General features: G+C 64.9%; 15 protein-coding genes and 1 tRNA gene. 2 read left to right on the forward strand and 14 right to left on the reverse strand.

The genetic code is table 11. The features are described 5' to 3' along the window. Window positions 1-194: 194 nt before the first annotated feature. Together OU999_10025 and OU999_10030 are read left to right on the forward strand one after the other, a co-directional pair. Window positions 195-1,169, forward strand: coding sequence for a nitronate monooxygenase family protein (locus tag OU999_10025; GenBank protein WAC22104.1), 975 nt, complete (start codon window positions 195-197; stop codon window positions 1,167-1,169). Window positions 1,170-1,290: 121 nt separating this feature from the next. Then, the gene (locus OU999_10030) at window positions 1,291-2,169 is read left to right on the forward strand and encodes a hypothetical protein (GenBank protein WAC22105.1); all 879 of its coding nucleotides are present in this window, start codon (window positions 1,291-1,293) and stop codon (window positions 2,167-2,169) included. Here OU999_10030 and OU999_10035 read toward each other — a convergent pair. From OU999_10035 to gspI, 14 genes are all read right to left on the reverse strand, one after another. Then, window positions 2,166-2,465, reverse strand: coding sequence for a putative quinol monooxygenase (locus tag OU999_10035; protein WAC22106.1), 300 nt, complete (start codon window positions 2,463-2,465; stop codon window positions 2,166-2,168). The two genes, OU999_10030 and OU999_10035, sit on opposite strands and share 4 nt — an antisense overlap. Before the next feature lie 11 nt (window positions 2,466-2,476). After that, complete coding sequence (locus OU999_10040) at window positions 2,477-4,450, reverse strand: potassium transporter Kup (GenBank protein WAC22107.1); 1,974 nt, start codon at window positions 4,448-4,450, stop codon at window positions 2,477-2,479. A 134-nt stretch (window positions 4,451-4,584) separates the two neighbouring features. Next, complete coding sequence (locus OU999_10045) at window positions 4,585-5,286, reverse strand: tetratricopeptide repeat protein (GenBank protein WAC22108.1); 702 nt, start codon at window positions 5,284-5,286, stop codon at window positions 4,585-4,587. Then, window positions 5,286-5,708: a cytochrome c-type biogenesis protein CcmH gene (locus tag OU999_10050; GenBank protein ID WAC25403.1), complete on the reverse strand. Its 423-nt coding sequence runs from the start codon at window positions 5,706-5,708 to the stop codon at window positions 5,286-5,288. The genes OU999_10045 and OU999_10050 overlap by 1 nt, the downstream gene beginning before the upstream one ends. Beyond that, window positions 5,708-6,235: a DsbE family thiol:disulfide interchange protein gene (locus OU999_10055; GenBank protein WAC22109.1), complete on the reverse strand. Its 528-nt coding sequence runs from the start codon at window positions 6,233-6,235 to the stop codon at window positions 5,708-5,710. Before OU999_10055 ends, OU999_10050 begins: the two co-directional genes overlap by 1 nt. Window positions 6,236-6,248: 13 nt before the next feature. Continuing rightward, window positions 6,249-8,231: a heme lyase CcmF/NrfE family subunit gene (locus OU999_10060; GenBank protein ID WAC22110.1), complete on the reverse strand. Its 1,983-nt coding sequence runs from the start codon at window positions 8,229-8,231 to the stop codon at window positions 6,249-6,251. Further along, entirely contained in the window at window positions 8,228-8,680 is a 453-nt protein-coding gene (gene ccmE, locus OU999_10065) for a cytochrome c maturation protein CcmE (GenBank protein ID WAC22111.1), read from the reverse strand. The genes OU999_10060 and ccmE overlap by 4 nt, the downstream gene beginning before the upstream one ends. Window positions 8,681-8,696: 16 nt before the next feature. Further along, window positions 8,697-8,825 carry a hypothetical protein gene (locus OU999_10070; protein WAC22112.1) on the reverse strand — a complete coding sequence of 43 codons (129 nt, stop codon included), beginning with the start codon at window positions 8,823-8,825 and terminating at the stop codon, window positions 8,697-8,699. Then, window positions 8,822-9,553, reverse strand: a complete 732-nt coding sequence (ccmC, locus tag OU999_10075) for a heme ABC transporter permease CcmC (GenBank protein WAC22113.1) — start codon at window positions 9,551-9,553, stop codon at window positions 8,822-8,824. Before ccmC ends, OU999_10070 begins: the two co-directional genes overlap by 4 nt. Before the next feature lie 254 nt (window positions 9,554-9,807). Continuing rightward, window positions 9,808-10,875: an NAD(P)-binding domain-containing protein gene (locus OU999_10080; GenBank protein ID WAC22114.1), complete on the reverse strand. Its 1,068-nt coding sequence runs from the start codon at window positions 10,873-10,875 to the stop codon at window positions 9,808-9,810. A 65-nt stretch (window positions 10,876-10,940) separates the two neighbouring features. Next, window positions 10,941-11,017 (reverse strand) — tRNA-His (locus OU999_10085). Window positions 11,018-11,178: 161 nt separating this feature from the next. Beyond that, window positions 11,179-12,177 carry a type II secretion system minor pseudopilin GspK gene (gene gspK, locus OU999_10090; protein WAC22115.1) on the reverse strand — a complete coding sequence of 333 codons (999 nt, stop codon included), beginning with the start codon at window positions 12,175-12,177 and terminating at the stop codon, window positions 11,179-11,181. Beyond that, window positions 12,174-12,785, reverse strand: a complete 612-nt coding sequence (gspJ, locus tag OU999_10095) for a type II secretion system minor pseudopilin GspJ (protein ID WAC25404.1) — start codon at window positions 12,783-12,785, stop codon at window positions 12,174-12,176. The genes gspK and gspJ overlap by 4 nt, the downstream gene beginning before the upstream one ends. Next, window positions 12,785-13,162 carry a type II secretion system minor pseudopilin GspI gene (gene gspI, locus OU999_10100; protein WAC22116.1) on the reverse strand — a complete coding sequence of 126 codons (378 nt, stop codon included), beginning with the start codon at window positions 13,160-13,162 and terminating at the stop codon, window positions 12,785-12,787. Before gspI ends, gspJ begins: the two co-directional genes overlap by 1 nt. Window positions 13,163-13,288 lie beyond the last annotated feature (126 nt).

The raw sequence follows: 13,288 nt of genomic DNA on the forward strand, positions 1-13,288 counted from the left end.
ATCCGCAGGATGGTGGAGGGGCTTTTCCTCACCGGTAGCGCATCCCCCCTCCACCATTCGCTGCGCGAACGGTCCCCCTGCCCGAGCAAGCTCGGGGAGGATTTAAGTGGCCCCTAGCCGTTTTCTTTCAAAACTTAATCGTCTGGTTAAGAATGTCTCTGGACAGCCATAGAACGATGGCTAATGTCGCGGCCATGACCATGCCATCTCCGCTTTGCGATAGCCTGCGCCTGCCCGTCATCGGGTCGCCGCTGTTCATCATTTCCGGCCCGGAGCTCGTGATTGCCCAGTGCAAGGCGGGCATTATCGGCTCGTTCCCGGCGCTCAATGCGCGGCCGCAAAGCCAGCTCGACGAATGGCTGCACCAGATCACCGAGGAACTGGCCGAGTATAACCGCGCCAATCCCGATGCGCCCGCCGCGCCTTATGCGGTCAACCAGATCGTCCACAAGTCGAACGACCGGCTGGAAGCCGATATTGCCACCTGCGCCAAATGGCAGGTGCCGATGGTGATTACCTCGCTGGGCGCGCGCGAAGACCTGAACAAGGCGGTGCACGACTGGGGCGGCATCACCATGCACGACGTGATCGACGACCGCTTTGCACGCAAGGCGATCGAAAAGGGCGCGGACGGCCTGATCCCAGTCGCGGCCGGCGCTGGCGGCCATGCCGGCACCATCTCGCCCTTCGCGCTGATGCAGGAAATCCGCAGCTGGTTCACCGGCCCCGTCGCACTCTCGGGCTCGATTGCCTGCGGTGCCTCGATCCTGGCGGCCCAGGCCATGGGCGCGGACTTCGCCTATATCGGATCGGCCTTCATCGCGACCGCAGAAGCGCGCGCGGACGACGGCTACAAGAACGGCATCGTCGAGGGCAAGGCAGCCGATATCGTCTATTCCGACCTGTTCACCGGCGTGTCGGGCAACTATCTGCGCCAGTCGATCGTGAATGCCGGGCTCGACCCCGACAACCTGCCCAAGGGCGATTACAGCACGATGAACTTCGGCTCGGGCGGCAATACCGAAGCCAAGGCCTGGCGCGACATCTGGGGCAGCGGGCAGGGCATCGGCGCGGTCGACAAGGTGGATACCGTCGCCGACATGGTCGCACGCCTCACCCGCGAATATCAGGCCGCCAAGGCCTCACTGCTGGCGCGTTCGAATTATTGACCGAAACGCGCGTCAGTTCATCCGCCGGACAGCATCTGCGATATTAGAATAGCTCCCGTGGTGTTCATTCAGCACGGGAGCTTTTTTCATGCGGGTCGCTTGCAGTTTCACCATTCTGACGATGGTTCTTGCGTCTCCGGCCTTGGGCAAGGCCAGACCTGGTTTGCCGGACGAGCTGGTTCTTTCGGGCAGCAATATCATCGACGTCACGATCAACGGTCAGCCGCTGCGGCTGGAGGTGCGGCCCGAAGCGGCCGAAGCGCCGACGCTCAACGCCGATGTCGCAGCGAAACTTGGCCTCAAGCCCGGCATGATCGCGTTTCGCAGCATGGTCGGCCCCGAAAAGATTAACGGCAACTCGTCTGTACACCGGGTCGATTATGGCGCGGGCGAGAAGAAGCAGCGGATCTTCTGGACTGATCGGCAGAGCTCGACCATCGCCGACGGCACGATCAGCCCTGCTTCGCTCCCTTACAAGAAGGTCACCTTCCGGCTCGGCGAGGTTAGCGCCGCAGCACGCGAGATCAGCCTGCCACTCGACAATTTCGGCTTTCTCGGCCGGTTGGGGGTCGGCACCACGTTGAGCCTTGGCGACGAGAAGGTGCGGTTCCAGTTCAGCCTGGCCCGCGACGAAACCCTGGTCAGCGCGCCGACCGGGAACTGGCTGGCGCAGTATCGCGGCGGCAAGTTCTCCGGCCAGCCCCGCCAGACGCTGATCTTTTACGGCATCCAGCGCCCCACCCGCGAAATGACGCTGGCCGAGCCTATTGCGCTGGGCCAGCGCCAGTTGGTCACCGCCGATGTCCGTTACAGCGATTATGGCGATGCCAGCGGCATTGCTGCGGCTGATGCGGCGGCAGCGGATTCGGACGAAATCGTCGTCGTCGGCGACAAGAAAAAGGATGTCGACCTGCGCATCGTCGCTGGACGCGCGTTCCTTAAGGGATGCGCCAGCCTGACCTATGACATGCAGAAGCGGACGCTGGGGCTTCGCTGCTAGAGCGTCCGAGACCCTGTCACCTCATAGGCGGTGATCGTACGGTCGTGGATGCCGTGCGCGGCGCTAGCGGCGCGCCATTCGGCCATATGTGCGCTGGCGGCGTGCGCCTTGAGTGCATCCTCGTCCGCCCAGCTCTCGCTCACGCGCACCATGCCGGGTTCGACGACATCGAACGAAAAGGCGTAATGGCCGCATCCCGCTTCTGATCGGCTCAGCTCGATCATCTTGGCCATCGCGGGCTTCACCGCCTCGATCTGGTCGAGCGGGAAACGATAATATCCGGCAATGACGATCATCGGCGCGCCTTTCAGATTTCGAGCTGGCTGCCCAGTTCCACCACGCGGTTGGACGGCAGGTTGAAGAATTCCATCGGGCTCGCCGAATTGCGCAGCATCCAGGCGAAGATCTTCTCGCGCCAGACCGGCATGCCGGGCCGCTCGGCGGTCAGCAGCGTCTGGCGCGACAGGAAGAAGCTGGTCTGCAGCATCTCGAACTTGCCGCCGCACAGCTCCTTCACGTCCTTGAGCGCGGCGGGCACATCGGTCGACTGCATGAAACCATAGCGCAGCACCATGCGGTAGAAGCCATGGCCCAGATCCTCGACATGGAAGCGGTTGGCATCGGTGACATAGGGCACTTCCATGATCTGCACGGTCAGGATGACCACGCGCTCATGAATGACCTTGTTGTGCTTCATGTTGTGCAGCAGCGCGGTGGGTACGCCGGTGGTCGCCGATGCCATGAAGATCGCGGTGCCCTTGACCCGGGTCGCCGAGCCCTGCGCGGACTTGACGAACACCTCGATCGGCAGCGCGCTTTCGATCATCGTCTCGCGCATCAGCTTGCGCCCCCGCGCCCAGGTGGTGAGCAGCGTGAAGGTGAACGCACCGATGACCAGCGGGAACCAGCCGCCATCGGGAATCTTGGTCGCGTTGGCGAGGAAATAGGCGCCGTCGACCACCACGAAGGTGACGATGATCGGGATGGCCAGCCATAGCTTCCATTTCCACATCGCGATCAGCAGCACCGCCATCAGGCAGGTGTCGATCAGCATCGCACCGGTCACCGCGATGCCATAAGCTGCGGCGAGATTGGTCGAGCTCTGGAAGGTCAGCACCAGCAGGATCACCGCGACCATCAGCACCCAGTTGATCAGCGGAATGTAGATCTGGCCGCTTTCCGACGCGCTGGTGTGCTTGATCGATAGACGCGGGATATAGCCCAGCTGGATCGCCTGATGCGTGATCGAAAACGCGCCCGAGATGACCGCCTGGCTGGCGATGAACGTCGCGCAGGTCGCCAGCAGCACCAGGGGCAGGCGCAGCGCATCGGGGGCGAGCAGGAAGAACGGGTTCTTGATCGTCTCCGCTGCCACTTCAGGGCTCATGCCGATGATCATCGCACCCTGGCCGAAATAGTTGATCAGCAGTGCAGGCATGACAAACGCAAACCAGGACAGGCGAAGCGGTCCGCGCCCGAAATGGCCCATGTCCGAATAAAGCGCCTCTGCCCCGGTCACCGCGAGCACGACCGAGCCCAATGCCAGGAAGGCAAACCAGCCGTCGTTGATGAAGAAGCGCACGGCGTACCACGGGTTCAGCGCCAGCAGGATCTGCGGGTTGAACACGATCTGATAGACGCCGAGCACCGCGATGGTGGCAAAATACAGCACCATGATCGGCGCGAACAACGTCCCGATCTTCGCGGTTCCGCGCGACTGGATGAAGAACAGGAAGACCAGCAGGCCGACCGCGATCGGGACGACCAGCGGTTGCAGCCCGGGATTGACGACGGTCAACCCCTCCACCGCCGATAGCACCGAGATCGCCGGGGTGATCATGCTGTCGCCATAGAATAGCGCGGTGGCGAACACCCCCAGCAGGATCAGCAGCCAGCCATAGCTGGTCTTGCCGATGCTGCGCGAGATCAGCGCGACGAGTGCAAGACTGCCGCCCTGCCCCTTGTTGTCGGCGCGCATCAGGATGCTGACATATTGCACGCCGACGACCAGGGTCATCGACCAGAAGATCAGGCTGACGACGCCGAAAATATGTTCACGATCCGGCGTGAGCGGATGATGGCCGGCAAAGGTCTCGCGAAAGGCGTAGAGCGGGCTGGTACCGATATCGCCGAACACGATGCCGATCGCCCCGAACGCCAGCAAGGCGACCGAACTGCTCTGCGCATGGGCATGGCCAGCCTGCTCTGCGGTCTGACCTCCGGCAACCGAACCGGCGGTTGGCTGCGCTGCGGGCGCGTCTGATGGTGAATCGCTGATCATCGGGCAATATGCGAGGGCTGCGGACCTTGCGATCAAACAGCGCTCATCGTCCCCTTTCGCCTATCGCCACTCCGGCAACGGCATGGCGATTAGCATGGCACATGATGCGGTGCAATATAATCGCAATAGAGCGATTATGGTTTGTTTTCAGGAGCTTGCGCTGCTGGAGGCGCGGGCGGGACTGATCCGGGCATGCCCGGCGCGGGCGCACCGCTCTGCTGGGCGATCAACGCGTCGATCCGCGCGAGTCGTGCGGTCAGGTCCTCGCGCCATTCCGCGTCGGGCGGAGAGCGCTCAAGCAGCTCTGCCCAGATGGCCCGCGCCTGCTGCAACTGGCCCGATGTCGCGAGCGCAAGGCCCAGGAAGAACGGCGGTGCGGGGTGATCGGGCGAGAGGGTCGCGGCCTTCTGATAGGCATATTGCGAGGCCGGGGTCAGCAGGCCATTGCTGTGGCCGACCAGCGCATTGCCCAGCGCCACCCACAGGTCGGCATCTTCGGGAAAGGTCTCCAGCCCCTTGCTGAGCGCGGTGGCGGCGGTAGCGAACTTGCCCTGACGGCTCTGCGCATCGGCCAGCACCAGCCAGGCGCGGGCATCGCCGAAATTGCCGCCCATCTCGTCGCGCTGCTTGGCAAGGTCCTCGTCGAACATGCCGAGCTTCTCGACCGGCTCCTTGGGCGATCCGGCGAGCGAAGGCTGGCCCTGCCAGGCATAGCCGGCGATGCCGACGAACAGTGCAGCCCCGGCCAGTTCCCAGGCCTTGCGCGGCATCCTGCCCAGCCAGATCAGCCCGGCCATGATCAGCACGGCGAGCAGTCCCACGACGATCCAGGCCATCAGCTCTTCTTTCCTTGCGCCTTGGCGCGGGTAAATCGCTTGCGGACAATCACCGCGGCGAGCAGCAGCAGCACGACCGGCGCGGCGAACAGCGGCCAGGTCATGGCCGTCACCTGCGGCTGATAGGACACCCAGTCGCCATAGCGTTCGATCAGCCATGCACGAATGGCCTCGGGATCCTCGCCGGCAGCGATCCGCTGGCGCACCTGGTTGCGCATGTCGCCCGCCATCGGCGCGTCGGAATCCGCGATCGACTGGCTCTGGCAGGTCAGGCAGCGCAGCGTCATCATCAGGTCCTGCGCGGCCTTTTCCTTGGCCGGGTCGTCCAGCTGCTTATAGGCATAAGGCGCGGGCGGCAGCGAATCCTGCGCCGCCACCGGCCCGGCCAGCGCGAGCGCAAGCATGAGGATCAGGGCGCGGATCACTGCGCTTCCTTCAGCTTCTGCAGGATCATCGGCACCTGATCCGCCCGGATTTCACCGATATGCTGATAGGTGATGATGCCCTTGCCGTTGATGACGAAGGTCTCAGGCACGCCGGACGATCCCAGATCGAACTGGATCTTGCTGACATCATCGCGCCCGATCCGCGCATAGGGATTGCCGTTGCGGGCGAGGAACGCCTGCACATCGGGGGTACGATCGCGAATGGCGACGCCGTTGATCTCGACACCCGAATTGGCGAGCTGCTGCAGGATCGGCGCTTCGGCGATGCACGGCACGCACCAGCTGGCAAAGACATTGAGCAGCTTGGGCTTGCCATCGGCGAAATTGGCCTTGGCCAGCGCCGGGCGATCCGGCACCGCCTGAGGCAGGTCGAAATCGGGCAGCGGCTTGCCGATCATCTGCGACGCGATGGTGCGATCGCCGGGCGAAAGCAGCCCCGACGCAAAGACAGCAAACAGCAGGCCGAACAGGGCCAGCGGCAGCCAGATGGCCCAGTGTTTCATGACTTTACGCGTTTCATGCGAGCGCTTCCTGGCCTCCGGCAGCGGGCTTGGGCGCAGCCGGTTCGGACACCGGCTCCAGCTCGGGCTCGCCCTTGCGGCGCAGGTCGCGCGCGGTACGGCCGACCAGCGACAGCACGCCGCCCAGGCCGACGAGCAGGCCGCCATACCAGATCAATGGCACGAAGGGCTTCCACCAGAGGCGCAGCTGCCAGCGGCCATCGTCACCCTCTTCGCCCAGCACGGCATAAAGCTGGCCGTTCCAGCGGGTCAGCAAGGCTGCCTCGCTGGTCGCGGTCGGTGGCGATGCGAACATGCGCGCCTGGGGGTTGAGCACAGTCTGGACGTTGCTGTCGCCATAGCGCGCCACCAGCCGCGCCTCGAGCGCGGTCCAGTTGGCACCGGCAATGGGTTTCACGCCCTGCAGCTCGATGGTCCAGGGGCCGACGGTGTGGCTCTGCCCGATCTCGCTCGCCACCAGCCTTTCGGTGTTAAACGCGCTTTCCGAGGCCATTCCGGCGAGCGCGACGGCAATGCCGAAATGCGCGATCACCATGCCCCAGATATGCGCGGGCGTGCGGCGCAGGTTGCGCTTCCACAGCGGCAACAGGCTGGCCACGGCCAGGCCTGCAGCAAAGACCAGACCCAGCAGCGGCAATATGCCGATATCGCCGCCGAACACGACGACCAGCGCCAGCGCCACCGCTGCCACCACCGCAGGTACGGCGAGCAGGTTGGCGAGCTTGCGGCCATTGTCCTGCCGCCAGCGCATCAGCGGGCCAGCGGCCATGATGACCAGCATCGGGAAGACGAAAATGGCGCTGACCGGATTGAAATAGGGCGGGCCGACCGAAACCTTGGTGCCAAAGGCTTCGGTCACCAAGGGATAGAGCGTCCCCATCAGCACGATGCCCAGCACGCCGACCAGCAGCACATTGTTCATCACCAGCGAGCCTTCGCGGCTGAACAGGTGGAATTTCGCGCCCTCGGTCACGGTCGATGCGCGCAGCCCGAACAGCGCGAGTGCGCCGCCGATATAGATGGCCAGCAGCGTCAGGATGAAGCTGCCGCGTTCCGGATCGACCGCAAAGGCATGGACGCTGGTGAGAATGCCCGAGCGGACCAGGAACGTGCCGACCATCGACATCGAGAACGCGACCACTGCGAGCATCACCGTCCAGGCCTTGAGGGCATTGCGCGTCGCCAGCACGCTGACCGAATGCAGCAAAGCGGTCGCGGCGAGCCAGGGCATCAGCGAGGCGTTCTCGACCGGATCCCAGAACCACCAGCCACCCCAGCCGAGCTCGTAATAGGCCCACCACGAGCCTGCCGTGATGCCGAGCGTCAGGAAGATCCACGCGCCCATCACCCAGGGCCGCATGGCGCGGGCAAAGGCAGGGCCGACATCGCGCGTGATCAGCGCGCCGACCGCGAAGGAAAAGGCGATCGAGAGGCCGACATAGCCGATGTACAAGGTCGGCGGATGGAAGGCGAGACCGGGGTCCTGCAGCAGCGGGTTGAGACCGTTGCCTTCGACCGGTGCGGGGTTGAGCCGCTCGAACGGGTTGGAGGAAAACAGCATGAACGCATAGAAGCCCAGGCTGACAAAGGCCTGGCCCGCCAGCGTCGCCACCATGGTCCGCTCATTGAGCCGCCGTTCGAGCAGCGCCACGAAACCGCCGGCCAGGCCCATGACGGTGACCCAGAGCAGCATCGAGCCCTCATGATTCCCCCAGGCTCCGGCGATCTTGTAGATCAGCGGCTTGAGCGAATGGCTGTTCGCCGCGACCAGCTTGACCGACAGGTCGGTGCGCAGGAACAGCACGATCAGCAATGCGAACGCAGTGGCCACGAGCAGCCCCTGAACGACGGCGATCGGCCGAACGGCGCGCAGGAACTCGGCCCCGCGCGCGGTCAGCGCATAGCTGCCCAGGCCCAGCTGGAGGACAGCCAGCGCGGCGGCGAGCCACAGGATCGCAAGCGCGATTTCGGCAATCATGGCTGCTGCACCGTCCCGCCGAGCTTTTTGACATCGGCCTTGGTCATGTCGCGCATCTCGCGCGGCACGTAGTTTTCATCATGCTTGGCCAGCAGGTTGTCGGCGACGAAATGACCGGCCTTGTCCATCCGGCCTTCAGCAACCACGCCCGATCCTTCCACGAACAGGTCCGGGGTGATGCCGGTAAAGCGCACCGGTACGGTGCCCTTGCCGTCCTCGACGATGAAGTCGATCGTCACGCCATCGGCCTGGGTCTTGATCGAGCCCTTCTGCACCATGCCGCCCAGGCGGATGGCGCGGCCGGGCTCCACGCCCTTTTCGGCAATGTCACCGGGGGTGTAGAAATAGCTCGCCTGGTCGCGCAGCGCATAGGCCGCGATCAGCCCGGCGGCGATCAGGCCGACAAAGGCGATGCAGATCAGGACGAGACGCTGGTGCTTGGCTTTCATGGGGTATGTGTCCGGTTCACTTGCGCTTGAGCGCATCGAGCCGCGCTTCTGCGCGCCTCAGCGCCATCCAGCAATAGCCGACCAGCCCGGCTGTTCCGGCGATGCCCAGCCCATAGGCCATGATGACATAATGCCACTGGGTCATGCGGCAGCCAGACGGCGCATGCGCGCCTCGATACGGATATCGGCGAGCAGCGTGCGCATGCGCATCAGCACGATCGCGCCGAAGATCAGCGAGAAACCGATGACCGCCATGCCCAGCGGCCACAGGAAGGCCGGGTCGATGGCAGACTTGCCCATCGAGATGCTGGCCGGCTGGTGCAGGCTGTTCCACCACACCACCGAGCGGTTGATGATCGGCACGTTGACCGCGCCGACCAGGCCGAAGATCGCAGCCACCCGGGCCGTGCCGGTGCGGCCTGCCGCAGCATCCTTCTGGCTGGCATCAGCCAGCGCGATATAACCCAGATACAGGAAGAACAGCACCAGCATCGAGGTCAGCCGTCCGTCCCAAACCCACCAGGTGCCCCAGGTCGGCCGCGCCCAGATCGATCCGGTCGCAAGGCACAGTGCGCAAAAGAATGCGCCGGGAACGGCCGAGGCACGCGCGGCGATTCCCGCCAGGGGATGCCGCCAGACCAGCTCGACCAGGCTGGCAATGGCAATGCTGGTCCAGCCTGCCATGCCCAGCCAAGCGGCAGGTACGTGAATATACAGGATGCGCACCGTCTCGCCCATCAGGCGGTCGGCGGGCGCGTTGAAGACGCCCAGGAAAAGCGCAATGGCGACCATGATCAGGCCGGTGACCATCAGCGCCGGGGTCAACGGCCGGGCGATGGACAGGAACCGCGTGGGATTGGCAAAACCGTGCATGAGCAAAAGCGCGTCAGCTTCCTAGCGCCGAGGCATATCGGCGTCGCTCCTTGTTGCCACGATGCCGCGACAGCCTCAAGGGAATTTGCGTTCTCGCCACCGCTGATCTGCACCTCTCCCCTCCCGCCTGCGGGAGGGGCAGGTTCAGCTTGCTGAACCGGGGTGGGCCGGAACGGTGGCGAGGTCGCCCCCACCCCGTCTTCGCCTTTGGCTCAGACACCCCTCCCGCAAGCGGGAGGGGAAAACAACAAGGCTCAACCCCGACCGATCAGCTTCTGCGCCATGCGATCGGCCACCGTGGCGGGCGATTCGCCGGTGGTGCGGCTTTCCTGCCAGATGCCGGTGAGGCGCTGAGGGATGCCGGTAAGGCGCGCGTGCACCTCTTCGACCTGCGCTGCGCGGCCTTCGGCCTGGGCGAAATATTCCAGCGCAACCGAGATGATGCCGCCTGCGTTGATCACATAATCGGGCGCATAGAGAATGCCGCGGTCGATCAGCATGTCGCCATGGTGCGGCCGTGCGAGCTGGTTGTTCGCGCCGCCGGCAACGATGCCGACATTGAGCTTCTCGATGCTTTCCGAATCGAGGATGGCGCCCAGCGCATTGGGGCTGAACACATCCGCCTCGACCTGCATGATGCGGTCCGCGCTCACGGTTTCGGCGCCCAGCTCGTCGGCAAGCTTCTGCGCGCGATCGGCGTTCACATCGGCCAGCGTCAGCTTCGCGCCCTCGGCGGCGAGCAGACGGGCAAGGCCGCCACCGACGCTGCCGGTACCCTGGACCGCGATGCGCACGTCCTTGAGCTGGTCGGTGCCCAGCTTGAACGCGACCGCCGCCTTGACGCCCAGGAAGATGCCCTTGGCGGTGAACGGCCCGGGATCACCCCCGGCCGAGCCTGCGTCCTGCACCGGAAGACCAGACACGAACCTGGTGCGCTTCGAGATCGCAACCATGTCGGCATCGGACATGCCGATATCTTCCGCCGTCACATAACGGCCGCCGAGCGCATCGATGGCATCGCCAAAGGCCGCCAGCATTTCGGGCGTCTTGCGATTGTCGGCATCGGCAAGGATCACCGCCTTGCCACCGCCCATCGGCAGACCGGCCATGGCGTTCTTGTAGCTCATGCCGCGCGACAGGCGCAGCGCATCGGTGATGGCGCGGCCCTTGTCGGCATAATGCCAGAAGCGCGTGCCGCCGCCTGCAGGGCCAAGCTTGGTCGAGTGAATCGCAATGATCGCCGATAGCCCGGAGGCGCGGTCGTGCACATATTGCACCGCCTCATGCTCGTCAAAGTCCGGCAGATCCCAATAGCTTTGCACGCGCCCGTCTCCCCAAGGCTGGTCGCGCGGCAGAGCCTGAAAAATGTCGTCATTTCAAGAGCAGATGGGGCGACCGAGGGGTCTCGAACCCCCGACCTCCGGTACCACAAACCGGCGCTCTAACCAACTGAGCTACGGTCGCCACACACTGCGTACGCCACGCGGAGCGGTCCCTTAGGGGCGCGCGGGCGATATCGTCAAGCGACGAAATCAAGGCGGTCGCTATCTTACAAACCATGGCCCCATTGCAAGGGAAAATGCGGCAAAAAAGCGGTCCTGCGAAATTAAATTAGCCAGACATTGTCAAGGCTCGCCAATGCGGCGGCTGATCACGCGTGCGGGTGTCAATTGCGCATCGAGCAGGCTGGTCTGCCGCCAGCGACTCTCGCCCTGCTCGATCACCAGATCGAGTTCGAACCAGCGCGTGACGATCTGCGGCTGCGATTCGATCTCGGGGCCGAAGGTCTGCGATTGCAGCGCCAGCGGCCGCCAGAAATCGGCGATCCGCGCATAGCCCAAGGCCGGGCGCTGCGCGATCAGGCCGCGCGCACGGTCGAGCGGGATCTTGCCCGGCGCAAGCATCATGATCAGCGGAGCCTGTTCGGGCAGCAGCGTGTTGACGTTGATCGGCGACAGGATCGCATCGGGCAGCGCGCAGATCCACGGCTCAAGCCGCGCATAGATTTGCGGCGTCATCCCGCGCAGCGCCTGCACCTCGCCCTTGTCGCCCAGCAGCCGCCCGGCGGTGCGATAGGGCTGGTCGAGCTGCTGGTAGAACTGATCCTCAGCCCCGGCAGGCAGGGCGACCTGGTCGCTATCGATCCAGTCGGCCAGCGCATCGGCCAGCCCGCTTGCCTCGTCCGACCCGATCCCCAGCGCCTGCATCAACCCGGCAAACTGGCCGATGCCCAACGGCCGCGCGGCAAAATCGCCCGGCTGGCCTTCCACTACCGAATTGAGGTTGAAGCAGTTGCCGCCATCGTTGACGGTCGCGGTCACCACAGCGCCAGAGCCATCGTCGATCGGCAGCACATTGGGCTTGCCGATCCAGCCGCCGACATTGACCGTGCGCGCAGGACTCAGATCGAGCTGGCGCTTGATCTCGCGCGCGGCATAGCGCTCCGCGCCCAGCGCGGCAAAACGCGCCCTGTCGGCTGCACCGGCATTGGCGGCCAGGCGCACTGCCAGATTGACGCGGTCGAGGATCAGGGTGGTGACGATGGCCATCACCGCGACCAGCAACAGGACGCTGAGCAGCGCGATGCCGCGCTCCGAAGGCCGGGGAACGCGACGCCCGCTCATCCGCCGCCACCTGCGACCAGAAACTCCAGCGTCAGCGCCTGGGACGGGTTGTCCCGCTGAGCCAGGGTCAGTTCGATGGCGATCGGCAGCTCGTCGGTACGCTGCGGTCGCCAATCGGTCTGCCAGACGCCCTGCTTGTCACGAAAGCGGAGCGTGGCGCTTTCCACCCCCTCCAGGATTGCCACTGGCGCGCCGGTCTTTGCACCATCGGCCTTGGCGGCGACCGCGCGGGTCAGTTGCCCGCCCTCCAGCGCCCATTCGATCCGCTGCAGGCTGGAACTGCCAGGCTGCGGATCGATCTGCGGTATCTGGCGCGAAAAGCCGAGCAGCAGACCATCGCCAGTCATCAGCGCCACCCGGTCGCCCCCCAGTGCATCGCGCGACGGACGCGGCAGCATCAGCGTCATGTCCTGCGCCATGATCGCCGAGAAACGGCGCAGATCGCCCATCTCCTCCAGCCGCACCGCGCTGCGCGCCTCGGCCTCGACGCTCTGGCGTAACAGAACGACCGATGCGGTGGCGATCATCCCGAAGATGAACAGGGCGACCAACATTTCGACCAGGGTGAAGCCGGCGGCCCTGCGCCCGCCCCTGTTCTGCGCGTCCATCACGACACCGGTCTCAGCACGATGAGCGTCACCTCAGGCCCGGCACCCTGTTTCACCGCCAGATCGACCTTGAGCAGTTCGCCGCCCTCCAGCGCGGTGGTGGTGCGCCGCCAGGTGAAATTGCGCCCGGCATTGGTGGCGGCACCTTGCGTGTCGCCCAGCGCGGGCGGGTTGGGGTCGGTCAGCGCCTCGACCGCCAGATTGCGCACCGTGATCTCGCTGTAGAGCCGACTGTCGAGTTCCGCCGTCTGCATCAGGCTGGCCCCCTGCAGCTTGATCAGCGCCAGCGCCGCGATCGAGAATACGGCTAGCGCCACCAGCATTTCCAGCAGGCTGAAACCCATGTCTTGGCGGGGGTGGCGGGCGCGGCGCGGCATGGGCTGCCATTTAGCCGCCAATGCTGGCCTGCGCCAGCCGTTTGCGCCTTGAAACGCACCCCGATTGGTGGCTATTCGCATTGCAGGGCTAGGCCGCAGCGCGGATGGGAACGATGAGCGACAGCG

Source organism: Blastomonas sp. SL216, from assembly GCA_026625625.1.
In the GTDB taxonomy this organism is placed as follows: Bacteria; Pseudomonadota; Alphaproteobacteria; order Sphingomonadales; family Sphingomonadaceae; genus Blastomonas.